The sequence below is a fragment of the Microbacterium sp. NPDC077663 genome, assembly GCF_044542795.1.
Lineage (GTDB): Bacteria > Actinomycetota > Actinomycetes > Actinomycetales > Microbacteriaceae > Microbacterium.
In genome coordinates, this window is the sequence record NZ_JBITVE010000003.1 from 547,638 (window position 1) to 570,470 (window position 22,833).

General features: G+C 71.2%; 22 protein-coding genes. 10 read left to right on the forward strand and 12 right to left on the reverse strand.

Annotated elements, in window-relative coordinates:
• Positions 1–44: 44 nt before the first annotated feature.
• The 4 genes from aztD to aztB are packed head-to-tail and all read right to left on the reverse strand — an operon-like array spanning position 45 to position 4,184.
• Positions 45–1,235, reverse strand: a complete 1,191-nt coding sequence (aztD, locus tag ACIGEP_RS15280; protein WP_396662477.1) for a zinc metallochaperone AztD — start codon at positions 1,233–1,235, stop codon at positions 45–47.
• Between the two features lie 23 nt (positions 1,236–1,258).
• On the reverse strand, positions 1,259–2,155 hold the full coding sequence (locus ACIGEP_RS15285) for a metal ABC transporter solute-binding protein, Zn/Mn family (protein ID WP_396662478.1): 897 nt from the start codon (positions 2,153–2,155) through the stop codon (positions 1,259–1,261).
• Positions 2,152–3,342 carry a hypothetical protein gene (locus ACIGEP_RS15290; protein ID WP_396662479.1) on the reverse strand — a complete coding sequence of 397 codons (1,191 nt, stop codon included), beginning with the start codon at positions 3,340–3,342 and terminating at the stop codon, positions 2,152–2,154. Before ACIGEP_RS15290 ends, ACIGEP_RS15285 begins: the two co-directional genes overlap by 4 nt.
• Positions 3,339–4,184 carry a zinc ABC transporter permease AztB gene (gene aztB / locus ACIGEP_RS15295; protein WP_396662480.1) on the reverse strand — a complete coding sequence of 282 codons (846 nt, stop codon included), beginning with the start codon at positions 4,182–4,184 and terminating at the stop codon, positions 3,339–3,341. Before aztB ends, ACIGEP_RS15290 begins: the two co-directional genes overlap by 4 nt.
• A gap of 54 nt (positions 4,185–4,238) precedes the next feature.
• On the opposite strand from aztB, the gene aztA reads away from it, so the two are divergent.
• From aztA to ACIGEP_RS15310, 3 genes are read left to right on the forward strand one after another with little or no spacing between them, the layout of a single operon-like run.
• Positions 4,239–4,943 carry a zinc ABC transporter ATP-binding protein AztA gene (aztA, locus tag ACIGEP_RS15300; RefSeq protein ID WP_396662481.1) on the forward strand — a complete coding sequence of 235 codons (705 nt, stop codon included), beginning with the start codon at positions 4,239–4,241 and terminating at the stop codon, positions 4,941–4,943.
• Positions 4,940–6,622: a glucose-6-phosphate isomerase gene (gene pgi / locus ACIGEP_RS15305; protein WP_396662482.1), complete on the forward strand. Its 1,683-nt coding sequence runs from the start codon at positions 4,940–4,942 to the stop codon at positions 6,620–6,622. Before aztA ends, pgi begins: the two co-directional genes overlap by 4 nt.
• Positions 6,623–6,634: 12 nt before the next feature.
• Complete coding sequence (locus ACIGEP_RS15310) at positions 6,635–6,994, forward strand: hypothetical protein (protein WP_396662483.1); 360 nt, start codon at positions 6,635–6,637, stop codon at positions 6,992–6,994.
• 7 nt (positions 6,995–7,001) lie between these two features.
• On the opposite strand, the gene ACIGEP_RS15315 is transcribed toward ACIGEP_RS15310, so the two are convergent.
• Complete coding sequence (locus ACIGEP_RS15315; protein WP_396662484.1) at positions 7,002–8,243, reverse strand: DUF222 domain-containing protein; 1,242 nt, start codon at positions 8,241–8,243, stop codon at positions 7,002–7,004.
• A gap of 141 nt (positions 8,244–8,384) precedes the next feature.
• Between ACIGEP_RS15315 and ACIGEP_RS15320 the strand changes: the two genes are divergently transcribed.
• Together ACIGEP_RS15320 and ACIGEP_RS15325 are read left to right on the forward strand one after the other, a co-directional pair.
• Positions 8,385–9,008: a hypothetical protein gene (locus ACIGEP_RS15320; RefSeq protein WP_396662485.1), complete on the forward strand. Its 624-nt coding sequence runs from the start codon at positions 8,385–8,387 to the stop codon at positions 9,006–9,008.
• Between the two features lie 62 nt (positions 9,009–9,070).
• Positions 9,071–9,445, forward strand: a complete 375-nt coding sequence (locus ACIGEP_RS15325) for a VOC family protein (RefSeq protein WP_396662486.1) — start codon at positions 9,071–9,073, stop codon at positions 9,443–9,445.
• A 3-nt stretch (positions 9,446–9,448) separates the two neighbouring features.
• Here the strand turns inward: ACIGEP_RS15325 and ACIGEP_RS15330 are convergent, their stop codons facing one another.
• Positions 9,449–10,030, reverse strand: a complete 582-nt coding sequence (locus ACIGEP_RS15330; protein WP_396662487.1) for a hypothetical protein — start codon at positions 10,028–10,030, stop codon at positions 9,449–9,451.
• Positions 10,031–10,062: 32 nt separating this feature from the next.
• The gene (locus tag ACIGEP_RS15335) at positions 10,063–10,614 is read right to left on the reverse strand and encodes a helix-turn-helix domain-containing protein (protein ID WP_396662488.1); all 552 of its coding nucleotides are present in this window, start codon (positions 10,612–10,614) and stop codon (positions 10,063–10,065) included.
• A gap of 66 nt (positions 10,615–10,680) precedes the next feature.
• On the opposite strand from ACIGEP_RS15335, the gene ACIGEP_RS15340 reads away from it, so the two are divergent.
• Positions 10,681–11,616 carry an NAD(P)/FAD-dependent oxidoreductase gene (locus ACIGEP_RS15340; protein WP_396662489.1) on the forward strand — a complete coding sequence of 312 codons (936 nt, stop codon included), beginning with the start codon at positions 10,681–10,683 and terminating at the stop codon, positions 11,614–11,616.
• On the opposite strand, the gene ACIGEP_RS15345 is transcribed toward ACIGEP_RS15340, so the two are convergent.
• Both ACIGEP_RS15345 and ACIGEP_RS15350 read right to left on the reverse strand, forming a co-directional pair.
• Positions 11,599–12,294 carry a YdeI family protein gene (locus ACIGEP_RS15345; protein WP_396662490.1) on the reverse strand — a complete coding sequence of 232 codons (696 nt, stop codon included), beginning with the start codon at positions 12,292–12,294 and terminating at the stop codon, positions 11,599–11,601. The genes ACIGEP_RS15340 and ACIGEP_RS15345 overlap by 18 nt on opposite strands.
• Positions 12,270–12,971 carry an NRDE family protein gene (locus tag ACIGEP_RS15350; protein WP_396662491.1) on the reverse strand — a complete coding sequence of 234 codons (702 nt, stop codon included), beginning with the start codon at positions 12,969–12,971 and terminating at the stop codon, positions 12,270–12,272. The genes ACIGEP_RS15345 and ACIGEP_RS15350 overlap by 25 nt, the downstream gene beginning before the upstream one ends.
• Before the next feature lie 42 nt (positions 12,972–13,013).
• On the opposite strand from ACIGEP_RS15350, the gene coaBC reads away from it, so the two are divergent.
• The 3 genes from coaBC to ACIGEP_RS15365 are packed head-to-tail and all read left to right on the forward strand — an operon-like array spanning position 13,014 to position 17,012.
• Positions 13,014–14,231, forward strand: a complete 1,218-nt coding sequence (gene coaBC, locus ACIGEP_RS15355) for a bifunctional phosphopantothenoylcysteine decarboxylase/phosphopantothenate--cysteine ligase CoaBC (protein WP_396662492.1) — start codon at positions 13,014–13,016, stop codon at positions 14,229–14,231.
• Positions 14,232–14,290: 59 nt separating this feature from the next.
• Positions 14,291–16,093, forward strand: a complete 1,803-nt coding sequence (locus tag ACIGEP_RS15360; protein WP_396662493.1) for an AMP-dependent synthetase/ligase — start codon at positions 14,291–14,293, stop codon at positions 16,091–16,093.
• A gap of 19 nt (positions 16,094–16,112) precedes the next feature.
• On the forward strand, positions 16,113–17,012 hold the full coding sequence (locus ACIGEP_RS15365; RefSeq protein WP_396662494.1) for a DUF1295 domain-containing protein: 900 nt from the start codon (positions 16,113–16,115) through the stop codon (positions 17,010–17,012).
• A gap of 327 nt (positions 17,013–17,339) precedes the next feature.
• On the opposite strand, the gene ACIGEP_RS15370 is transcribed toward ACIGEP_RS15365, so the two are convergent.
• Positions 17,340–19,424: a S9 family peptidase gene (locus ACIGEP_RS15370; RefSeq protein WP_396662495.1), complete on the reverse strand. Its 2,085-nt coding sequence runs from the start codon at positions 19,422–19,424 to the stop codon at positions 17,340–17,342.
• Positions 19,425–19,468: 44 nt separating this feature from the next.
• On the reverse strand, positions 19,469–20,041 hold the full coding sequence (locus tag ACIGEP_RS15375) for a cysteine hydrolase family protein (RefSeq protein WP_396662496.1): 573 nt from the start codon (positions 20,039–20,041) through the stop codon (positions 19,469–19,471).
• 129 nt (positions 20,042–20,170) lie between these two features.
• Here ACIGEP_RS15375 and ACIGEP_RS15380 point away from each other — a divergent pair, with 129 nt between their 5' ends.
• Positions 20,171–21,820, forward strand: a complete 1,650-nt coding sequence (locus tag ACIGEP_RS15380) for a RecQ family ATP-dependent DNA helicase (protein ID WP_396662497.1) — start codon at positions 20,171–20,173, stop codon at positions 21,818–21,820.
• Between the two features lie 105 nt (positions 21,821–21,925).
• Here ACIGEP_RS15380 and ACIGEP_RS15385 read toward each other — a convergent pair whose 3' ends face one another.
• Positions 21,926–22,813, reverse strand: a complete 888-nt coding sequence (locus ACIGEP_RS15385; protein ID WP_396662498.1) for an aldo/keto reductase — start codon at positions 22,811–22,813, stop codon at positions 21,926–21,928.
• Positions 22,814–22,833 lie beyond the last annotated feature (20 nt).

Consider the following 22,833-nt stretch of genomic DNA (forward strand, 5'->3'; position numbering starts at 1 on the left):
CGGGAATCGCGACCATCTGCGACGCCTCGACGCCGTGCGGGGGGTCAGCCGACGACGGCGATCTCGTTGGGGACGTGGTCGAGGGCGATGGTGTGAGCGATCTCGTCGGCGTCCAGGTCGACGACGACGACCTCGCGGTCGGCGGGGTCGGTCACGTAGGCGAACGAGCCCGCGACCTTGACCGAGGGGTGCGGGTCCTGCCACTCGGCGGGGCCCTCCCACGGGTCGACGACGGCCAGCGACGCCGTGATCTCGCCGGTCGCCGGATCGATCGTGTGAAGCTTGCCGTCGGTGCCGATCAGCACGGCCTCATCGTCCGGACCGCGGCCGATGCCGCGGTAGGTGTACTCGACGCCCTCGGGGAGAGCGACCTTCTCCAGCGTTCCCGCCGCCGTGTCGACGAGGGCGATGTTTCGGAGGAGGTAGCCCTCGGCATCCGGGTCGTCCTTGTAGTCCATGACGACGAGCGGGCTGTCGTCGGAGACGTAGGCGTTGCCGATGCGGCCGTACTCGTCGGGCGAGGTGAGCTTCGTGATCGCGCCGTCCTTCACGACGAGCGCGCCGTTCTCGCAGCCGAACACGACCGCCTCGTCCTTCGCGGTCCCCTCACCATGGACGCCGGGGCACTCGTCGTTGGAGGCGACCTCTTGCCGGTCGGCATCGAGGACACGGATGCCGGTGCGCCCCGCCTCGTCGCCGACGGTCGTCAGCAGCGTGCCGTCCTCGAGTTCGACCGAGACGCCGTGGTGCGCGGTGACGCCCGGGACCACCTCGGCCTCGGGCAGCTCGCCGTCGGTCTCGGCGAGTGCGGCGGAGTCGAAGATCGTCGTGTCGCTGGTGGCGTCGTCATAGAGCACGGTCGTGCCCGCGTGCGAGACGACGTGCCCTGCCGCCGCGGCAGGGATCACGAGGTCGGTGAGCTCGGGCTGCTGCACGTCGAGGAGCTGGAAGCCCCGCGACGTCGTCACCATGACGTGGCGCCCATCGCCGGCGGCGTTGAGGCGGATGAAGTCCTCGGAGGCGAACTCGCCGAGGTTCTCGTAGTCCTCCCCGCCGAGGACGAGCACGCCGCCCTCGTAGGCGACGGCGACGCGCGGTCCGCCCGGCGCCGTCGCGTCGCTCTGCGCGGGCTCGGAGGTGCCCGGCGCGGATGCCGGCTGCCCGGCGGACGCGCAGCCCGCGAGCACGAGGGCAGCGGCGCCGGCCAGGGCGCCGAACTGCAGGGTCTTCTTCATGGGTTTCCTTTCCAGGGAATGCCTCACGGTGTGAGGCCGTCGGCGATGCTCTGCAGGTTGCGTCGCATCATGTCGAGGTAGGTGCCGCCCGGGGAACCCTCGGGCGCGAGTGATTCGGTGAACAGCGAGACGACGTCGACGTCGCGGCCGGCTTCGTCGGCGAGCACCTGCATGAGCCGGTCGGGCTGCGACGAGTCCGCGAAGATCGTCGTCACACCGGCCTCGTCGATCGCGGCGACGAGGCCCTGCAGATCGGCGGCGCTCGGTGCCGCGAGAGTCGTGCCGCCCGGGATCGCGGCGCCGAGGATGCGCACGTCGTACCGCCGCGCGAGGTACCCGAACACGTGGTGGTTGGTCACGAGCGCGCGGTTCTCCGCGGGGATCGCGCCGAGCGTCTCGGCCATCTCGGCATCCAGCGCGGCGAGCTCGGCGATGTAGGCGTCGGCGGCCGCGTCGATGACGGATGCCTCGACCCCGTCGATCCGCGCGAGTTCGGCTGCGAGCGCCTCGACGACGCGGGCGCTCTGGGTGGGATCCGTCCAGAAGTGCGGGTCGACGGCATCCGTGTCCGCGTAGTCGAGCGGGTCGATGTGGTCCCCGGCGACGAACGATTCGGCCCCGTCGGCGACGGCGGCGTCGACGTGGTGCTGCACGCCCTCTTCGAGTCCGAGGCCGTTGGACACGACGAGGTCGGCGGTGCGCAGGGTCGCGGCTTCACGCGCCGACAGCTCGAACGAGTGCGGGTCGCTGCCGCGCGGCATGAGCGTGACGACATCGATCTCGTCGCCCACGAGGTTCGCCGTGATGTCGCCGAGCAGGTCGGTCGTGACGACGACGGTCGGTGTGTCGGGGTCGACCGCGGCGCAGCCCGAGAGTGCAGTGGCGGCGGCGACGGCGAGCGCCGCGAGCGCGCGCCTCATCGACCCGTCTCCGCGTAGAAGGCGGGCGCGTCCGTCGTCGGGAAGATGCGCGAGATCCGTGCCGCGTCGGCGTAGTCCATCTCGAACAGCGCGTTCTCGGCGGCACCGTTCACGTAGGCACGGTCGGCGTCCACCTGCAGCGTGACCCCGGCTGCGAGGTCCGGATCGGAGAGGGATGCCGAGACGAGCGGCTCCGTGCGGGCGAGGGTCTCGCCCGTCTCGCCGTCGAGCACGAGCACCTCGCCCGCCGTCGTCACCGCGACGACGTGCTGCTCGGCGTCGTCGACCGCGCTCACCCGGGCGAGGGTGTCGCCGGCGTCGATGCGACTCCACGCGCGCTCGCGGGTGTCGAGCAGCCAGAATGCGTCACCTCCGGTGAGACCGGCGACGGTGGGCCGCCCCTCGCGCGCGGCGAACGAGAGTGCCCGGTCGGTGGCGCCGTCGGGATAGGGGATCCGCTCGAGCGTCGTGCCGTCGGCATCCGTCACCGCCAGGACCGCGCCGTCCGCGCAGCCGACGACGACGCCGACGTTCGTGGCGATCGAGCCGGCGGGCTCGTCGCACGGGACGGTGTGCTGCATCGCACCGCTCGCGTCGACGTGTCGGAGACCGTCGGCATCCGTCACCAGCGCCCCGGATGGGAGGGGGACGACCATGCCGGGGCCGGCGGGCGCGTCGAGGCGGAAACGCTCCTCGATGCGACCGTCCTTCAGCGCGTCGAGGTCGAGGAGGACGGCCTCTCCCCCGTCGAAGTGGACGCCCGCGCCGAGGTCGCTCGCCACGACGGTCGGCGCGCCGTCGCCGGTCAGGTCGCCGAGCACGAGGGCGGGGGCCTCGTAGTAGTGGAAGTGGTCGACGTGGCTCCAGGTCCACACGCCACTGTCGACGAGCGACACACCGCCTTCGCGTCCGGCGTAGAGGAAGCGTCCGTCGGTCTCGAGCGAGGTCGGCGGGGCGATCTCGCCGAGCGGCTCGACCTGTTCGTCGAGCAGGTCGAGGTGGTGGACCGCGCCGGTGGGCGAGACGCTCGTGAGGTGGAGCGCCGGCTCGGCGAGCTCGGTCGCGCCGGCGATGGTGCCGTGGTCGTCGTCGCCCTCGGGAGCGGCCGGCGGGGGCGGTGCCGTCTGGCAGCCGGCGAGCGTCACAGCGAGAGCGGGCAGGAGGGCGATCGGGACGCGGCGCTTCATGCGGTCCTTTCGTCGAGGGTGGAGCGGGTCGGTCGAGTGAGCGAGCGGATGCCGGTGGACGCCGCACCCGAGCAGATCGCCGTGAACGCAACCGTGGCCCCGGCTGCGGTGCCGAGGTGCCACGAGAGGACGAGGCCGACCGCGACGGCGGCGACACCGATGACGGCGGCGAGCGCCATCGTGGGGACGATGCGTCGCGTCCAGGCCCCGGCGGCGACCGCGGGGCCGAGCAGCATGCCGACGACCAGGAGCGATCCGACGGCCTGATACGCCGAGACGACGGCGAGGGTCACGAGCCCGACGAGCAGGACGTGGGCGAGACGGGGCCGCAGGCCGAGCAGCTGCGCCTGACGGGGGTCGACCGTGAGGGCGACGAACGATCGGTGCCCTGCGGCGGCGACGAGGAGGGTGACGGTCGCGGCGACCGCGAGCAGCGCGAGATCGCCCGGCTCGATGGCGAGGATGTCGCCGAAGAGGATCGCGGAGGCATCCGTCGCGAAACTGCGGGACGCCGAGATCACGATGACACCGAGCGACAGGCTCGCGACGAAGAGCAGACCGATGCTCGTGTCGGCAGAGAGGCGTCCGCGGCGTTGGAGCGCCCCGACGCCGACGGACATCACGGCGGCACTGACGGCGGCCCCGGCGACGGGCGGGAATCCCGCGATGGTCGCGACGGCGACGCCGGGCAGCATGCCGTGTGCCATCGCCTCGCCGAGGAAGGCCATCCCGCGGAGCACGACCCACGTCCCGACGACCGCGCAGATGACGGCGACGAGGGCGCCGCCGACCAGCGCGCGCTGGACGAACGCAACGGCGAACGGGTCGAGGAGGGCGGACACGGTGCTCGACTGTACACGTAATTGAGAACGGTTTTCATTTGCAATAATGACGGGATGCCGCCCTTCGATCAGCCCGTAGCCCGCCTGCGACACGTGCGTGTCGAGCTCGGCGCCCACCGTGCGCTCGACGAAGTGGACCTCGATGTGCACGCCGGCCGGCTGGTCGCCGTCGTCGGCGCGAACGGCTCGGGGAAGTCGACGCTCGTCGCGGTGCTGGCCGGTTTCCGCGCGCCGACGTCGGGCACCGCGGAGCTGCGCGCCGGCACCGCCGTCGCGCTCGTCGCGCAGCACACGGCCGACAGCGCGCGGCTGCCACTGACCGTGACCGATCTCGTCACGATGGGCCGGTGGCGGGAGCGGGGCGCCTTTCGCCCGCTGCGTCGGAGCGATCGGGCGAGGGTCGCCGAGGCCATCGACGCGGTCGGGTTGACCCCGCTCGCCGCGCGGCCTCTGGGCGCCCTGTCCGGAGGTCAACGTCAGCGGGCGTTCGTGGCTCAGGCCCTCGCACAGGAGGCGGATCTGCTGCTGCTCGACGAGCCGACGAGCGGTCTCGACGACGCGTCGCGGCGGGCAGCGGCATCTGCTCTGCGCGTCGCGGCCGCGCGCGGCGCCGCAGTCGTGGTGGTGACGCACGACCTCGCCGAACTCGACGGTGTCGACGAGGTCGTGACGCTCGCGAGCGGGCGGGTGCTGGCACGCCGGCCCGAGTCCGTCATGCGTGGACGGAGCCTCGAGAACGTGAGTAGCGTTGAGGGGTGACCAACGCTCCGATCGATGCCACCACCACCTCCGCCTGGGCTGAACTCGAGTCGCTGAAGGCCGGGTTCACCCCCGATCTGCGGGGCTGGTTCGCGTCGGACCCGGAGCGCGTGGCGAAGCTGACGCACGACCTCGCCGATCTGCACGTCGACCTGTCGAAGAACCTCGTGACCGACGAGATCGTCGCCGCTCTCGTGCGCCTCGCCGAGCAGACCGGTGTCGCCGAGCGGTACGCCGCGATGCTGTCGGGTGCGCACATCAACACGACCGAGGACCGCGCCGTGCTGCACACGGCGCTGCGCCGTCCGGCCGATGCCACGCCGTCGTTGACGGTCGACGGTCAGGACGTGGACGCCGACGTGCAGGGCGTGCTCGACGCGATGGCGGAGTTCGCCGGGCGGGTGCGCTCGGGCGAGTTCACCGGCATCACGGGCAAGAAGGTCGAGACGGTGGTCAACATCGGCATCGGCGGGTCCGACCTCGGTCCCGTCATGATCTCGGCGGCGCTGGAGCCGTATGCGGATGCCGGCATCTCGGCACGCTTCGTGTCGAACATCGACCCGTTCGACATCGCCTCGAAGACGAAGGACCTCGACCCCGAGACGACGCTGTTCATCGTCGCGTCGAAGACGTTCACAACGCTCGAGACCCTGACGAATGCGCGTCTCGCGCGCGACTGGCTGTGGGAGGGCCTCGCATCGGCGGGGGCGATCGACGGCAGCGACGAGCAGAAGAAGGATGCCGTCGCCCACCACTTCGTCGCGGTGTCGACCGCGCTCGACAAGGTCGCGGAGTTCGGCATCGACACGGCGAACGCGTTCGGCTTCTGGGACTGGGTGGGCGGCCGCTATTCGGTGGACTCGGCGATCGGACTGTCGCTCGTGATCGAGTTCGGCCCCGACACGTTCCGGGAGCTTCTCGCCGGCTTCCACGCCGTCGACGAGCACGTGCGGACGACGCCGCTGGCGCAGAACGTGCCCGTCCTGATGGGCCTGTTGAACGTCTGGTACACGAACTTCCTCGGCGCCCAGTCGCACGCGGTGCTGCCGTACGCGCAGCAGCTGAGCCGGTTCGCCGCGTACCTGCAGCAGCTGACGATGGAGTCGAACGGCAAGTCCGTGCGCTGGGACGGATCCCCCGTGACGACCGACACCGGCGAGGTGTTCTGGGGAGAGCCGGGGACGAACGGGCAGCACGCGTTCTACCAGCTGATCCATCAGGGCACGCGGCTGATCCCGGCGGACTTCATCGCGTTCGCGAACCCGGCCTACGCGCTGACGGACGGTGACCGTGATGTGCACGGGCTGTTCCTGGCGAACTTCCTCGCGCAGACGAAGGCGCTCGCGTTCGGCAAGACCGCCGAGGAGGTCGAGGCCGAGGGCACGACCGGTGCGCTCGTCGCGGCGCGGACGTTCCCGGGCAACCGGCCGACGACGTCGATCTTCGCTCCGTCTCTAACGCCTGCCGTTCTGGGGCAGCTCGTCGCGCTGTACGAGCACATCACCTTCACACAGGGCGTGATCTGGGGCATCAACTCGTTCGACCAGTGGGGTGTGGAGCTCGGCAAGCAGCTGGCACTCCAGATCGCGCCGGCGATCGAGGGCGACAGCGAGGCGCTGGAATCGCAGGATGCCTCGACGAAGGCGCTGCTCGAGTACTACCGCGACCACCGCGCCTGACGCTCAGCGATCGTGCGGCGCGTCGAGATCGAGGTCGGCGGGTGGGAGCATGCGTGCTGCGGACCCGAACTGCATCGGTTCACGAACGTGGAATGGACTGTCGTCCCTTTGCCGTCCGGGCAATTCTTTGAGACGCATCACGGCCTCGACGAATCCGAGGGTCTAGAGGTCGTCACGGTCGCCGGCACGATCGCGGAGCTGGAGGCGATCCAACACGACGGTTCGCGCACGCCCATCACCCGTATCCCCAGTGGACGCGCCCTGGGCGGTTTGGACGAAGAGGACGCAGGCGACGTCATCGAGCTGTACACCGACCGTGTCGTCGACGTGTCGGACGAGCGTTTCATTGCGACCGTCGAAGTGCGGGACTGATCGACGGCTAGAACGGTGGTGGCCCGGGTGGGTCGGTGGTGAAGGTCGGGACGCGTCGTTCGGGCTGGACGAGATAGACGCGTCCGGCGGGTGAGGTCCATTCGAGCGCTCCGCCGGGTTTTGCTCTGACGTGCCAGTCGGTCTGGTGTTTGAGGGTGTGATGCCCGCGGCAGAGCGGTGCGAGGTTGGACGCGTCGGTGTCGCCGCCGTGATGCCAGTCGATCGTGTGGTCGATGTCGCACCGGTCGGCGGGGACCCCGCACCCCGGTCCCATGCACCTGGCTGCCCGCCATGCGACCAGCCGTCGCAGGTCGGCGGGTGGCCGGTAGGTGTCGCGCCCGACGGAGAGGACGACCCCGGTTTCGGGGTGGGTGAGCACCCGCATCCATCCGGATGCTGCCCCGCACAGTTCGCGGGCGCGGTCGATCGGGATGGGGCCGACGCCGTCGACCTGCGCCGCAGGGCCTTCGCCGGTGAGCAACGTCAGGGCGGGGACGGTGACCGCGACGGTCGGACGGATGCCGCGCGCGTTCTCCGGCAGCGAGACGGTCTCCCCGTCGAGGAGCAAGTCCCCGAACACGTCCGCTCGCTTCTGGTCGAGGGCCCGTTCATCCCCGTCGGCGGTCAGGGTCCTGGCGATCGCGGTGACCCGGCCGAGGATCGCGTGCGCTTCCACCGCCGGGAGGTGCGCAGTCAACCACGCCATGCCGTCCACTCCCGCATCGACCCGAACATGCCGGTGCTGCAGCGCGGCGGCGTGCTGCTGGGCGAGGGTCGCTTCCTGCTCCCGGTCGACGATCCGTTTCATCGCCCGCCGGAACGGACCGGTCGACAGTTCCTCCGCCAACGACAACGCTTCGAAAACCAACCCGGAGGTCACATCGTCAAGCTGGTCGAACCCGTCGACGATGATCGTCGCGTGGGTCTCGGTGATCACCGCCCGGCTCATCGCCTCCCACACCTGCGGGTACCGGCGCATCAAGGCGTGCCCGACCCCCATCAACCGGCCCGCGGCGTGCTCGGTGATCCGCAACGCGGATGCGACCTCGAGCCGGACCGACCGTTCCACGAACGCGACCGGTTCCTCCCGGCGCCGCGCGTCGGCGATCGCGTCATCCCACAGTTCGATGATGCACGCGTACCGTTGCGCCGCATGCACCGTCGCCATGTCGGCGCACATGACCACCCAATCCAGGGTCGACGGGATCCCGTCGGGCACCTGATCAGGTAGCGGCATCGGATCGGACATAGTCCCAGACTAGGAGGGGGTTCCGACATCCCCTCCGGCACCGTGACTCCGGTGCCGGACCCCTATCTCGCGGTCCCCGTCACCCCCTTCCCCCTGTCACACAACACGACACGACCCCGCCCCACCCGCTAGCGTGCAGGCATGCGCGGACGCAGACTCACCTGGACGATCGGCGGCGCGGCACTCATTGCGGCCGGTATCGCCGGCATGCTGCAGAGCGCCACCCTGGGAACGTCACTCACGGGCACCCTCGCCCTCCTGGTCGACCTGCTGTGGGCGGCCGGGGTGCTCGTGTTCGCGATCGGCTCGTCGGCGCACGACAGCGTCACCGCGCGGAAGCCGCTCGGCACGATCACCCTCGTCGTCCTCGCGCTGTGGTCGCTCGCGATGCGGGTCGTCGGCCTCTTTCAGGACCCCACGAGCCCGACTCCCCTCGTCCCGTGGGAGGTGACGACCTTCGTCCCGCTCGCCCTCAGCGTCGTCGCCGTCGTGCAGATCGCGCGCGCCGGAGTCGTGCCGCGTCGGTGGCGGTGGGCTCCGGCGATCGCGCTCGGCGTGCAGGTGGCGGGTGTCGCGATCGGCCAACTCCTCATGATGGACCAGGCCACCGCGATGCAGACCATCGGTCTCGCTTCCGCCCTCGGCATGCTCGGCTTCCTCGCCAGAACGCTCGGCCTCGGGATCGTCGCGCTCCTCGCCGTCGCATCGGCGCGGCCGGCATCCGTCCCGGTGTACTCGTCGCCCGGAGAGACGCCCCACGACTGACCCTGGACAAGCCCCGTCCGGAGCGGGAGCCTGGTCGCACACCCCGGACGAAGGAGACGGCCATGTTCCAGATCGACGGCGCTTACAGCGGCTTTGCGGTGAACGACCTCGACGCAGCGAAGACGTTCTACGCCGACACGCTCGGCCTCGACGTCGCCACGCTCGACAACGGCTTCCTGCAGCTGCGTCTGGCATCGGGCGCCACCGTCCTGATCTACGGCAAGCCGAACCACGAGCCCGCCGGCTTCACGATCCTCAACTTCCCCGTGGACGACGTCGACGCCGCCGTCGATGAGCTCAATGCGAAGGGCGTCGAGACCGCCATCTACGACGACATGCCCACCGACTCGAAAGGCATCATGCGCGAGACGGACGGCCCGGTGATCGCGTGGTTCCGCGATCCCGCCGGCAACGTCCTCGCCGTCCACGAACGCTGAGCGTCAGGGGATCCAGTACCCCACCGCGCACAGCAGTCGCGTCTCGTCATCGGCATCCGCCGGCGGTTCGATCGCGGGCGGGAAGACGCCCCATTGACGCCACTCGTCGGCGTGCGGAACGACGTGCTCGTTCAGCCCCGCGATCAGTTCAGGCGACAGGTGGAACGGGATGCCGAGGTGTTTCGCGATCAGCCACGCCTGGAACGCGCGGTACGTCGCCATGTGCGCGTAGCCCTCGTCGGCGGAGTAGTCGCCGTACTGGAAGCGGAACACCGTGCCCGGCGCGACGCCCTCACGCACCGCGGCTGTCGCGGTGTCGTTCAGCCCGTCGTACGACGCGATCGGGTCGTCGCCCAGCAGATCCGCGTGCCGGAACTCGTCGCCGTCGGCGGGCGACGTGCCCGCCAGGACGTCGGGGATCCACGCCTCGTCGTAGGCGTGGGCGAAGAGGATGTCGCGGAAGGTGGGGTCAGGGGTAGTCGTCCACTCCTGCGGCGCCGGCTTCGAGAGATCGGCCGGGTCGATGCGATCGATGACGGAGCGCAACGCGGCATCCGCCTGGAGGAACAGCTCATCGGCTCTCATGATGACACCGTACGACCGACCCCCGACATCCGTCACGACCCGTGGACGTGGATGCGTTCGCCCGACGCGCTGAAGATGCTCACCACCTCGGCAGGACCGTCCGACGTGGCGCTGATGCTGTGCGGCAGCCGCGTGTCGAACTCGGCCGCCTCGCCCGCACCGATGCGGTGCTCCTCGCCATCGAGCACGAGCCGGATCGTGCCGCTCAGCACGTAGAACCACTCGACGCCCTCGTGCACCTTGGGCGACGGCACCGAGGATGCCGCCGCGAACCGGATCTTGTACGTCTGCACGGGTGAGTGCTCGAGGGTGAGCGGCGCGACCACCATGCCGTGCCGCCGTTCGGTCGCCCGTCGCACCCGCGGGTCGGCGGGCTCGCCGCGCACGAGGTCGTCGAGGCGCAGCTCGAGCACCGACACGAGCGGCACCAGCAGTTCGAGGGATGCCTGCCGCCGCCCGGACTCCAATCGCGACAGCGTGCTCGCGGACATCCCGGCCTTCGACGCCAGGTCGGCCAGCGTCCACCCGCGCTGCTGCCGGGCCGCGCGCAACCGCGGACCGACACGTGTGAGATCCATCGCCATGCGGGCAGTTTGCCATTTCCGCAAGTCCGTTTGCCGCTCTGGCAGCAGCCCCCGCAGGGTGGAGACATGACAGAAGCCCTCTACGACGCCGTCATCGTCGGCGGCGGCCCGGCCGGCCTGAGTGCCGCCCAGATGCTCGGCCGCGCCCGCCGCCGCACGCTCGTCATCGATGCGGGCGCACCCCGCAACCGCTTCGCCGCGCACATGCACGGCGTGCTGGGCCACGACGGCCGCTCCCCCTCCGAACTCCTCGCGACCGGCCGGGCCGAAGCGGGTGCCTACGGTGTGGAGTTCCTCGACGCCGCCGTCCTCTCCCTCGCCGACGAGGGCGATCGCCTCATCGTGACCCACGAGCGCGGAACCATCGGCGCGCGGGGGGTCGTCCTCACGACGGGAGTGGTCGACGATCTCCCCGACATCCCGGGCGTGCAGGAGCAGTGGGGCCGGGGCGTCTTCCACTGCCCCTACTGCCACGGCCACGAGGTGGCGGGGCGGCGTCTCGGTGTGCTCGCCACCTCACCCGCGAGCGTGCACCAGATCGAACTGATCCGGCAGTGGAGCGACGACGTGACCGCGTTCACCGCCGCGATGGGCGAGCTCGACGAGACGGTCGCGCGACGCCTCGAGGCGCGCGGCATCCGCCTCGTCACCGCCCCAGTCGCGCACCTGCGGATCGAGGATGACGAGATCGTCGCCGCGGTGACGACCGACGCCACCGAGCACGCCATCGATGCGCTGCTCACCGCGCCGACCCCGCGCCTCGACCTCGCGTTCACCGACGGGCTCGCACTCGCCCTGTCGGAGAACCCGGGCGAGGGGCTCCGCGTCGACATGCGCGGGGCGACGAGTCACCCGCGCGTGTTCGCCGCGGGCAACGTCGTCACCCCGTTCGGCAACGTCCCCCTCTCGATGGGCCAGGGATCGATGGCCGGCGCCGGGCTCAACGCCGCCCTCGTGACGGAGGACGGCAGACGCGCGCTCGCGTCACTCGCTCGCCGCTGACGCGGCGGCTGCCGCGCGGGCGAGCCAGGCGGGCGGGTCGCCGTAGCGCTGAAACGGGACGAGCCGCCCCGCCGCGGAGTCCTCGACGAGGGCCGCCAGGCGGTCCGCCCGCGTCTGCTCGCGCTTCGCGCTCTGCACCCAATTCGCGACCGCCCGCCGATACGACGGCGTCGCGGCGTCCCAGAACGCTTGCGCCGCAGGGTTCGCCGCGAGGGATGCCGCCTGTTCCGCCGTCAGCTCGTTGCGCTGCTCGTGCGAATAGACACCCGTGAGCTCGGGGGTGCGCTTCTCGTACGCGGCCAACCCAGCCGGATGCATCCGCCCCTCGGCGGTGAGCCGCTCGATGTGCGCGATGTTGACGGCGCTCCAAACCGAGCGCGTCTTGCGCGGCGTCCACCGCTGCGCACGGGCGCCGTCGCCGATGCTGCGGTTGGCCGAGTCGATCCACCCGAACCGCAGGGCCTCGGGCACCGCGTCGGCCCAGGTCAGCCCCTGCCGCGGGTCGCCCTTCTTGTAGAACACCGTCCAGACCTCAGGCGCGGTCTCATGGTTCGCCTCGAGCCAGTCGCCGAACTCCGCCGCCGAGGCGAAGAAGATCGGATCGGATGCCGGTTCCACCATGCCCGCGAAGCTACCACCGGCATCCGACGCTCTCAGCGCAGTTGCAGACTGTTCCACGCGCCAGGCTCGTCGAGCTCCCCGTAGACGACCTCGGCGCCGGCCCCGGAGACGGATGCCGCGCACACGAGCAACGACAGCGTCGGGTAGCCGTGGGGGCGGTTGTCGCGGATTATCGCGCGGTCGTCGGTCGGCGGGAGGGCCGTCGTGCGCTCGAGGGCGGCGAGCCACTCCGCGACCCAGTCCTCACCCGAGGGGGCGGCGAAGGCGTCATGCCAAGCGACGATGCGGGCGGTCTTGGGATCGTCGACGTCGTCGTGCGCGATCATGTGCACGCCTGGGGCGAGGTCGACGGTGCGCACCGCGTCACCATCCCACATCGCGACGCGCGCGCGGCCGGGCGTGACCGTCAGCAGATTGAACCCGTGGGTGGGCGGGGCGTCCGGCAGGGCGCGCCCGGATGTCGCGTCGAGCACGATGTGCCCGCGCGAACCGGTCGCGAGCGAGTCGTCGATGAGGTCGGCCCGGTTGAGGACCACCGCCAGTCGCGCACCGTCCGGGTCGGCCGCGAGCCAGGCACCGCCGGCGCGGGTGTCGCGCACGCCGACGGCCCCGGGAAGCTCGGGCCACCACGCGCCGAGCGGGTCCCACGCGCGCAGCGGATCCTCGTCGCGGACCGCGAGCACGCGGATCGCCGCCGCGGGATCCTCGGGGACGTGGACGATGACGGTGCACATCGCTCGGGCCTTTCGCGTCCGGCCCCGTGGGAGGATCGGACCATGTTCGTCGTCGTGGGCGTCTCGGGCGGCATCGCCGCGTACAAGACGGTGCAGGTGGTGCGTGCGCTGGTGACCAACGGGCACGAGGTGCACGTTGTTCCCACCGAGGACTCGCTCCGCTTCGTGGGGACCGCCACCTGGGAGGCGATCAGCCGACATCCTGTCACGACGAGCGTGCACGACGACGTCGCCGAGGTGCGCCATGTCGCGCTCGGCACCCAGGCCGACCTCGTCATCGTCGCGCCCGCCACCGCCAACACGCTCGCCAAGATGGCCGCGGGCATCTCCGACAACCTCCTCGGCGTCACGCTGCTGGCCGCCACTGCGCCGGTCGTCGTCGCTCCCGCGATGCATACCGCCATGTGGGACCACGCCGCGACCCAGGCCAACATCGCCACCCTCCGCGCGCGCGGCGTGCGCATCGTCGGCCCCGCCGACGGCCCGCTGACCGGCGGCGACAGCGGACCGGGGCGCATGGTGGAACCCGACGAGATCGTCGCCGCGGCCCTCACCGCTGCCGGGGCGCCGGCGGAGGAGGCGGCGGGCGACCTCGCGGGCCTTCAGGTCGTCGTCTCGACAGGCGGCACGCGCGAGCCGATCGACCCGGTCCGCTACATCGGCAACCGCTCGAGCGGCAAGCAGGGCGTTGCCGTCGCACTCGCGGCCGCCGACCGCGGCGCGTACGTGCACATCGTCGCCGCTCACGTCGACGAGAGCGTGCTCGACACCGCCCTGCACCACCCGAGGATCGCCGTCGAACGCGCCCTCACGGCAGCGGAGATGGACGCCGCGATGCGCGCCGCGGCCACCGAGTCGGACGTCGTGGTGATGGCGGCGGCGGTCGCAGACTTCTCGGTACCGGAGATCTCGGACGTCAAGATCCGTAAGGAGGACGGCACCGTCACGCTCGACCTGGTCGAGAACCCCGACATCCTCGTCGGACTCGTCCGGGAGCGTCGCCCCGGACAGACGATCGTCGGCTTCGCGGCCGAGACGGCGGCCGACGAGGAGGAGCTGCGTGAGCGCGGCGTCCGCAAGCGGACCCGGAAAGGCGTCGACCTGCTCACGGTCAACCGGGTCGGTTGGCAGGAGGGTTTCGAGTCGGGCCGCAACGCGGTGCTGTTCGTCGACGCGTCCGACGAGGTGACCGCTCGGGCTGAGGGCTCGAAGCGGGCCGTCGCCGACGCCCTGTGGGACGCGGTTCTGCGCCTGCGCTGAGCCTCCACGTGCCGCGGAATCGGAGGAATCCGATCCGCGGAGCGCTCCGAATCATAGGCGTGCCGCAGATACACACTCCCCTTCTCGCGCCCGCGGACGGGTACCGCAACGTCACCGACCTGCTCGTACGGCGGGCGCAGTTCGCTCCCGACCATGCCGCCTTCGACGTCCCCGTGGGCGACGGCTCGTGGCAACGGGTCTCGACGGCGCAGTTCCTCGCCGACGTCCGCCGGCTCGCCAAAGGGTTCGTGGCCGCAGGCGTCACCCCCGGTGACAGCCTCGCGATCCTCGCCTCCACCCGCTACGAGTGGGCGGTCACCGACCTCGCGGCGTGGTTCGCCGGCGCGGTCGTCGTCCCCGTTTACGAGACGTCATCGCCTGTCCAGGTCGCCGCCATCGTCCGTGACGCGCGCGTCGTGCTGGGCGTCGGCGGCACCGAGGCGCAGACCCGCCTGCTCGCCGACGGGTTCGCCGAGACCGCGACCGGGCCGCTCGGCGCGTACGCGATGGATCCCCGCGACCGGGTGGCCGGCGGCATCCCGGTTCTCGACGACCTGCGTTCGCGTGCCGACGAGGTGACGGATGCCGACCTCGAGCGGCGTCGCACCGCCGCCGACCCCGACTCCCCCGCGACGATCGTCTACACCTCGGGCACGACGGGCGAACCCAAGGGCGCGGTGCTCACCCATGCCAACTTCTTGGGACAGGTCCTCAACATCGCCGCGGCCTACGGAGAGGTCGTCCACGAGCGCGGCAACACCATCATCTTCCTGCCCCTCGCGCACGTCCTGGCGCGCGGCCTGCAGCTGATCTGCTTGGCGAACGGGATGCGGATCGCGCACCTCAGCGAGCCGAGCACCGTCGTCGAGACCCTGCCGGTGCTGAGACCGACCTTCCTCGTCGTCGTGCCGCGCGTGCTGGAGCGGATCCAGGCGGCCGCCGGGCAGAAGGCTGACGCGGCGCGGCTCACCCGTGTCTGGCGCGCGGCGGTCGCCGCCGCCGTCGCGACCGGGCGCGAAGCCGAGCGCAGCGCCGACGGGCGGGTACCGGCATCCGTCCGGCATCGCCTCTTCGACCTGCTCTTCTACCGCAGACTGCGCGCCGTCATGGGCGGGCGCGTGGACTACATCCTGTCGGGCGGGGCGCGACTCGACCCGGAGGTGTCGCTCTTCTTCCGCGGCCTGGGCGTCCCGGTCATCGAGGGGTACGGGCTCACCGAGACGACCGCGCCGCTCACCGGCAACCTGCCGGGCGACATCCGCGCGGGGACCGTCGGACGGCCGCTGCCCGGGTCGACGGTGCGCATCGACGAGAACGGCGAGATCCTCGCGAAGGGGATCGGCGTCTTCCGCGGCTACCGCGATCCCGCCCACGACGCCGATGCGTTCGTCGACGGCTTCTTCCGTTCCGGCGACCTCGGCCGGTTCGACGACGACGGGCGCCTCATCATCGAGGGTCGCGCGAAGGACGTCATCGTGACCTCCACCGGCAAGACCGTCGTCCCGGCGCCGTGGGAGTTCGCCGTCGAGTCCGACCCGCTCGTCTCGCACGCCGTCATGGTCGGCGAGGGCCGTTCGTACCTGTCGGCGCTGATCCTCCTCGACCCCGAGGAGGTCGCCTCCCGCGGCGGGACACCCGCCGACGGCGAATTGCGCGAGGTCGCCGACGACGACCTACGCGGCCGCATCCAGCGCACCGTCGATGCCGCCAACGCCCTCGTCTCGCGCAGCGAGCAGGTACGGCAGTTCGTCCTCGTCGCCGCGGACCTCACCGATACGACCATCGTCACCCCGACGCTCAAGATCAAGCGTCGCGTGCTGCTCGAGCGCGGCTCCGACGTCGTCGCCGCCCTCTACCGCTGACTCACCTCGAAAGGCCCCCATGTCTTCGCAGAACCGCTCCGCACTCATCACCGTCGTCGTGGGACTAGTGATCGGCGCGCTCGTCGCCCTCGCCGGCAGCCAGGGCGGCGCCACCGTCGGCGGTGTCCCCGTCTTCGGCCTCGCTGTCGCGGCGGCGTTCCTCGTCCAGGTGATCGTCTGGATCCCGTCGGCGATCGCCCGCACCGAGCGCTTCTTCGACGCGACGGGCAGCGCCACCTTCGTCCTCGTCACGCTCGGCGTCGTGCTGCTCTCGCCCTCCCCCGACGCGCGGTCGCTGGCCCTCGCGGCGATGGTCATCGTCTGGGCGGTGCGACTGGGCTCGTTCCTCTTCATCCGCATCCACCGCTCCGGCAGCGACGACCGCTTCGACGCGATCAAGGTCGCGCCGCTCCCTTTCCTGCGCGTCTGGATCATGCAGGGCCTGTGGGTGAGCATCACCGCCGCCGCCGCGTGGATCGCGATCGCCTCGGGCGACCAGCGCGGGCTCGATGTATTCGCGGTGATCGGCATCGTCGTCTGGTTCGTCGGCCTGCTGATCGAGGTCGTCGCGGACGTGCAGAAGAACGCGTTCAAGGCCGATTCCGCCAACAAGGGCCGCTTCATCCGCACCGGCCTGTGGTCGCGGTCGCGGCATCCGAACTACTTCGGCGAGATCCTCGCCTGGGTCGGGGTCGCGATCGTCGCGGCACCCGTGTTCGAGGGCTGGCAGTGGATCGGTCTACTCTCCCCCGTCTTCGTGATCCTGCTCCTCACCCGGGTGAGTGGAGTGCCGCTGCTGGAGAAGAAGGCCGACAAGCGGTGGGGCGGCGACGCCGACTACGAGGCGTACAAGACGTCGACTCCCGTGCTCGTGCCGCTGCTCGTGCGACCGAAGTCGGTGAAGACCGCCTCGCGGTGAGACCTGTGCGGCCCAGGGCCGCACGCAGACGACCGGGGCTCGGGCGCCCCGGGGGACGAGACGGCACGGGTGTGTGCCCGACGTCCGGAGAGCGGGTACGTGGGGGCGTACCCGCTCTTCCGCATCATGGAGGAGCGGCGCGGGCGCTCCGGGGACGCGAGCTGCCGCGCCGCGGCATCCGAAGCGGCACGTCGCGTCCCCGGAACCGACCACCCAGCCGAGCCGGGGCGTGACGCCTGCACGACCGATGGTGCGGGTGAGCGCCTCTGTGGCGCGCGAGGTGCCACACGGCACCCCGATCGTGCGAACGTCGCGACGCTCTCCCGCTCAGCCGAGCCCGGCGACCCTCGGCGCGGGCTCGCCGTGGACATGCTCGCCGAGGAATCCGAACACGGTCTCGTACCAGACGACGGCGTGCTGGGGCTTGAGCACCCAGTGGTTCTCGTCGGGGAAGTACAGGAACCGGTGCACGGTCGAGCCGTCGTCCTCACCGAAGTGCTCGTTGAGCTCGGACCACAGGCGCAGGCTCTCGCCGATCGGCACGCGGTAGTCCCGGTCGCCGTGGATCACCAGCAGCGGCGTCGAGATGTCCTCGACGTACCGGTGCGGCGAGTTCTCCACCATCGCCTCGGGCGTGAAGATCTCCTGCCAGTACGACGAGCTGTCGGTCGTCCCCGCGAACTGATCGAGCGCCCAGAGACTGGCGTGGGTCACGATCGCCCGGAACCGGTCGGTGTGCCCGGCGACCCAGTTCGCCATGTACCCGCCGAACGAGCCGCCCATCGCGGCGGTCTTCGTCTCGTCGATGTCCGCACGCGCGACGACCTCGTCGGTGATCGACATGAGGTCGGTGTAGGGCTTGCCGCCCCAACTGTTCCAGCCGCGGGCGATGAAGTCGAGACCGTAACCGGTCGACAGCGCCGGGTCCGGCAGCAGCACCGCATAGCCGCGCGCGAGGGCAAGTTGCGGGTTCCAGCGCCAGCTCCATGCGTTCCAGCTGTTCAGAGGCCCGCCGTGGATCCACAGGAGCAGGGGTGCGGGGGATGCCGCATCCGCCCCTTCCGGCAGCAGCAGCCAGCCGCGCACCCGCGCGCCGTCCTCGGCGGTCGTCTCGGCCTCGGTCATCGTGCCCGCCGGCGTCGGAAGCGGAGCCGGCGTCGCGAGGACGGTGACGGTGCCGTCGGGCTCGATGCGGACCGGATGCGGCGGCACCATCCACGACGAGCGCAGCGCCACGAGTGCACCCGTCGCGCGGTCGACCGACACGTTCGAGTAGGCGTGGTCGTCGGTCGTCAGCTGCTCGGGGGCACCGCCGTCGAGTGGTACGCGGAAGACCGGCCCGCGGCCGTCCTGATCGGCGGTCACGATGAGCGCGGTGTCGTCGTGCGCGAACGCGATGCCGGTCGGCCAGCGGTCCCACCCCTCGGCGAGGCGGCGGGGCGAGGATCCGTCGATGCCGGCGACCCACAGTTCCTGATCGGCCGGCCCCGTCGGGTCGGAGAACGCCGCGCGACCGTAGGCGATGAGCGTGCCGTCGTGGCTGATCGTCGGCGACTCGAAGTAGGTCGAACGCTCCTCGAAGAGAGTCGTCCGCTCGCCCGATGCGACGTCGATCGACACGATCGCGAAGCGCTCGGCGCGACCTTGCGGGAAGCGCATCGCGGCGATGAGCGTGCGCCCGTCGGGCGTGAGAGCAGCACCGGCGGTGTCGGCCGTGCGGCCGGGTGCGGGCGTCAGGTCGCGCGGGCGCGGAAGCGACGCGGGGTAGGGGGTCGTGGCATCCGGTTCGTCCTCCGCCGTGTCCGAGGCGGCGAGCGACCCGATCGTGTCGGCGAGGTCGCCGAGGTCGAGCGAGAGCAGGTGCGGCTCGGCGGGGCCGAGGTCGTGGTCCCAGTACCGCACCGGGTAGGTCGTGTGCAGGATCGCCGACAGCTTGCGCTTCTTGCGCTCCGCGCGCAGCTTCGCGTCGGCCTCGAGCGAGTCGGCCGACGGCAGCAGGTCGGCGGCGAGGACGGCGACGGGTGCCGCGTCCGCGACGGCCGTGATTGCCGACACTCCCCCGGCCAACCGTGTGATCGCCCGAGCCTCGCCGCCCGCGGCGGGCAGCAGCCACAGCTGCGCCGCCTCGTCCTCACCGTCGCCCTCAGCGTCGGGGCGCGCGCTGACGAAGAGCAGGTCGCCGTCCGCCGTGAACGCGGCGCCCTGCTCGCCCTTCGCCGAACGGGTCAGCCGCCGGGGCGTGCCGCCGCCGGTCGCCGGGACCTCCCAGAGCGCGCGGTCGTACCCCGTCTTGTCCTTGTTCAGGGTTGCGACGGTGAGAACGGCGCGGGTGCCGTCCGGAGAGAGCGCGACGGCGTCGATGCGGGGCAGGGCGATGTAGTCCTCGAGCGAGGCGAAGGGGTTCTGCGGCATCCCTCCACGCTAACCGCGGACCCGTCGCGGGCGACAGGCCCGGTTCAGCGCAGCAGGTCGGCGGTCGAGACGACGGTCGCGAACTCGCCGTCGAGGTTCGTCGCCGTGATCGCCGCGAGCGTCTCGGCCGGGATCACCGTGCCGTCGGGTGCGGTCCGATCGAAGGAGTGGGTCGCATCGAGTGCGAAGTACACGTCGTACCCGAGGTTGCCGCCGACGCGGGCCGTCGTCTCACAGCAGTGATTGGTCGAGATGCCGGTCACGACGAGCTGCCGGACGCCGTTCCTTCGCAACCACGCATCGAGGTCGGGCGCGCCGTGGAACGACGAGTTCACGCTCTTGGTGACTAATAGATCCGGGATGCCGGTGATCTCGGGCTTGAGGTCGTTGCCCGGCTGCCCCGGTCGCAGCGGCGACACCTCCGACGTCGAATCGTGGCGGACGAAGACGACCGGCCATTCGCGCTCTCGCCAGCGCTCGATCAGCGCGGCGATGTTCGCCTCGCACGCCGGATTGTCGCGGCGCCCCCAGTGGGCCGTGTCGTCGAAGCCGTGCTGCACGTCGACGACGAGGAGGGCGGCACGGTCGAGCTGGACGTCACGCGGCGGGATCTGCACGGTCCGAGCCTGACACGGTGCACGCCCCGGCGTCGGTCAGGATGCGGCGGGATCCTGCCAGGTCGGGGCGCCGCGGCATCCGCTGTCAAGGGTGTCCTCGGAGGTCGCGGCGTCAGCGACCGTGGAGGGATGCCACGCCGCTCCACCTCTGCACCGTCCGCCCCCGATCGCGCAGAGGTCGAGCGCGTCGCCGCCGAGCGATTCGGGTTGATTCAGCTGCGTCCCGCACAGCTCGACGCGATCGAGGCGGCCGCCGCGGGGCGGGATGTGCTCGTGGTGTGGGCGACCGGATCGGGCAAGTCGGCCGTCTACCAGGTCGCTGCAGCGCTGCGCCCGGGGGTCACCGTCGTGGTCTCGCCGCTCATCGCCCTGCAGGAGGACCAGCTGGCGGGCCTCGCACACGCCCCCGACGCCCCGAAGGCGGTCGCGCTGAACTCCGGACGGGGCGACCGCGCCCGCGACGAGGCGTGGCGCAGGCTGCACGATGGCGACGCCACCTACGTCCTGCTGGCACCGGAACAGCTCGCCAACGACGAGGTGGTGACCGAGCTCGCGACGCTCGACATCGCCCTGCTCGCCGTCGACGAGGCGCACTGCATCGCCTCGTGGGGACACGACTTCCGCCCCGACTACCTGGGGCTCGGGGAGGTCGCCGCGCGGCTCGGGCGGCCCCCGATCCTCGCGCTCACCGCTACGGCATCCACTCCCGTGCGCGAGGAGATCGCCGCTCGCCTCGGCCTCGACGACCCGTCCGTGCACATCGGCGACGTCGACCGCCCGTCGATCCGTCTCGGCGTGCGCCGTCACGGCGACGACCGCGAGAAGCGTGCCGCCGTCGTCGACGAGATCGCGTCGCTCCCCGTGCCGGGGCTGCTCTACACGTCGACGCGACGCTCCGCCGAGCAGTACGCCGACGATCTCACCGAAAGGGGCCGTCGCGCGCGGGCCTACCACGCGGGCCTGTCCGCGAAGGTGCGCGCCGAGGTGCACCGGCAGTTCCTCTGCGACGAGCTCGACGTCGTCGTCGCGACGAGCGCCTTCGGGATGGGGATCGACAAGGAGAACGTGCGCTTCGTGATCCACGCCGACGTCCCCGAGTCCATCGACGCGTACTTCCAGGAGCTCGGTCGCGCGGGCCGCGACGGCGAGGAGGCGCACGGCACACTGCACTACCGGTCCGAGGACCTCGCCCTGCGCCGCTACTTCGCGACGAAGAACCCGGATGCCGCGGAACTGCGCACCCTCATGCGCGCGATGTCTACGCGTGCCCGCACGAAGTCCGCGCTCGCGAAGGACTCGGGACTGTCACCCCGGCGCGTCGCGGCGCTGCTCAGCCTGCTCGTCGACACCGGATCCGCACGCGCCTCGAAGTCGGGCGTCTCGCTGGTCCGCAACCTCGACGAGCGCGCCGCCGTGAAAGCCGCGCTCGAACGGGTCGAGGAGCGCGAGCGCATCGAGCGTTCCCGCATCGAGACGATGCGCGAGTACGCCGAGACCCGGCGCTGCCGTCGGCAGGTGCTCCTCGGCTACTTCGGTCAGGACCTCGACGAGCCCTGCGGCAACTGCGACACGTGCGCGGCGGGGGCGGCCGGCGCGGGGTCGCGAGCCGCGGCATCCGCCCCGTTCGAAATCGACGAGCGGGTCTCGCACCGCCGGTGGGGCGCCGGCACGATCGTCTCGATCGACGACGACCGCGTGCGGGTGTTCTTCGAGCGCGAGGGCTACAAAGTGCTCTCGCTCGAGATCGTCGAGCGAGAGCACCTCCTCAAGGCCGGCTGACGTGCCGAATGCAGGTCAGATGGCGGCTGCGCGCTCGTCGGGGAGCCGCCGCGCGCACTGAACCTGCACTCGGCACGGCGGCCGAGCCCCGAATCCCGGCCCGGGTCAGATGTCGATGCCGACCGCGGCCGAGCAGCGGGCGAGATCGTCGGCGGACAGCTCGAGGGTGCGCGCCTGGAACGAATCCGTGATGGATGCCGGGCGGCTCGCCCCCGGGATGGGGATGACGGTCTCGCCGAGCGACAGCTCCCAGGCGAGGACGACCTGCTGCGGGCTCACGCCGTGTGCCTGCCCGATCTCGGCGAAGGCGGTGAAGCGTTCGCCGACCGTGCCGGCACCGCCGATGCCGCCCAGCGGGCTCCACGGAAGGAAGGCGATCCCGTGCTCGACGCAATACTTCAGCTCGCCGTAGCTGCCGGGATGCCGCGGCGAGAACTCGTTCTGCACGCTCGTGAGCCCTCCCTCGCCCAGTACCTCCTCGGCGATCTGGATCTCCTCGACGCTCGCGTTCGAGATGCCGACCGCACGCACGAGACCCTCGTCCTGCAGGGTCTTGAGGTTCTGCATGATCTCGCCGTAAACCATCCAGCGGTCCGGGCGGTGGTACTGGTACAGGTCGATCACGTCGACCTTCAGGTTCCGCAGCGACTTCTGTACGGCGCTGCGGAGGTAGTCCAGCGAGCCGTCGCGACCGAAGTCCTTCTCCTCGCTTCGCGTGATGCCGCCCTTTGTCGCGACGACGATCGACGAGCGGTCGCCATCCCACCCGGCGAGCGCGTCGGCGACGATCCGCTCGTTGTGGCCCATCGTGTCCCAGCTGGGCGCGTAGATGTCGGCGGTGTCGATGAGGGTGACACCGGCGTCGAGCGCCGCGCGGACGGTGGCGACCGCGTCCTCGTGCGAGGGGATGCCGTTGCTGTTCATCGAGACCGGCATCGCGCCGAGTCCGATGGCCGAGACGGTGAACGGTCCGAGGGTGCGCTGCGACGACATGGGTCTCCTTCGACGGGATG

Coding starts and splice junctions, on each gene's coding strand:
- ACIGEP_RS15365 (WP_396662494.1), top strand. CDS start 16,113: ATGTCTTCGCAGAACCGCTCCGCACTCATCACCGTCGTCGTGGGACTA.
- coaBC (WP_396662492.1), top strand. CDS start 13,014: ATGTTCGTCGTCGTGGGCGTCTCGGGCGGCATCGCCGCGTACAAGACG.
- ACIGEP_RS15315 (WP_396662484.1), bottom strand. CDS start 8,243: ATGTCCGATCCGATGCCGCTACCTGATCAGGTGCCCGACGGGATCCCG.
- ACIGEP_RS15350 (WP_396662491.1), bottom strand. CDS start 12,971: ATGTGCACCGTCATCGTCCACGTCCCCGAGGATCCCGCGGCGGCGATC.
- ACIGEP_RS15335 (WP_396662488.1), bottom strand. CDS start 10,614: ATGGCGATGGATCTCACACGTGTCGGTCCGCGGTTGCGCGCGGCCCGG.
- ACIGEP_RS15290 (WP_396662479.1), bottom strand. CDS start 3,342: ATGAAGCGCCGCGTCCCGATCGCCCTCCTGCCCGCTCTCGCTGTGACG.
- ACIGEP_RS15380 (WP_396662497.1), top strand. CDS start 20,171: ATGCCACGCCGCTCCACCTCTGCACCGTCCGCCCCCGATCGCGCAGAG.
- ACIGEP_RS15370 (WP_396662495.1), bottom strand. CDS start 19,424: ATGCCGCAGAACCCCTTCGCCTCGCTCGAGGACTACATCGCCCTGCCC.
- ACIGEP_RS15285 (WP_396662478.1), bottom strand. CDS start 2,155: ATGAGGCGCGCGCTCGCGGCGCTCGCCGTCGCCGCCGCCACTGCACTC.
- ACIGEP_RS15385 (WP_396662498.1), bottom strand. CDS start 22,813: ATGTCGTCGCAGCGCACCCTCGGACCGTTCACCGTCTCGGCCATCGGA.
- aztD (WP_396662477.1), bottom strand. CDS start 1,235: ATGAAGAAGACCCTGCAGTTCGGCGCCCTGGCCGGCGCCGCTGCCCTC.
- aztA (WP_396662481.1), top strand. CDS start 4,239: ATGCCGCCCTTCGATCAGCCCGTAGCCCGCCTGCGACACGTGCGTGTC.
- ACIGEP_RS15340 (WP_396662489.1), top strand. CDS start 10,681: ATGACAGAAGCCCTCTACGACGCCGTCATCGTCGGCGGCGGCCCGGCC.
- ACIGEP_RS15330 (WP_396662487.1), bottom strand. CDS start 10,030: ATGAGAGCCGATGAGCTGTTCCTCCAGGCGGATGCCGCGTTGCGCTCC.
- ACIGEP_RS15325 (WP_396662486.1), top strand. CDS start 9,071: ATGTTCCAGATCGACGGCGCTTACAGCGGCTTTGCGGTGAACGACCTC.
- ACIGEP_RS15320 (WP_396662485.1), top strand. CDS start 8,385: ATGCGCGGACGCAGACTCACCTGGACGATCGGCGGCGCGGCACTCATT.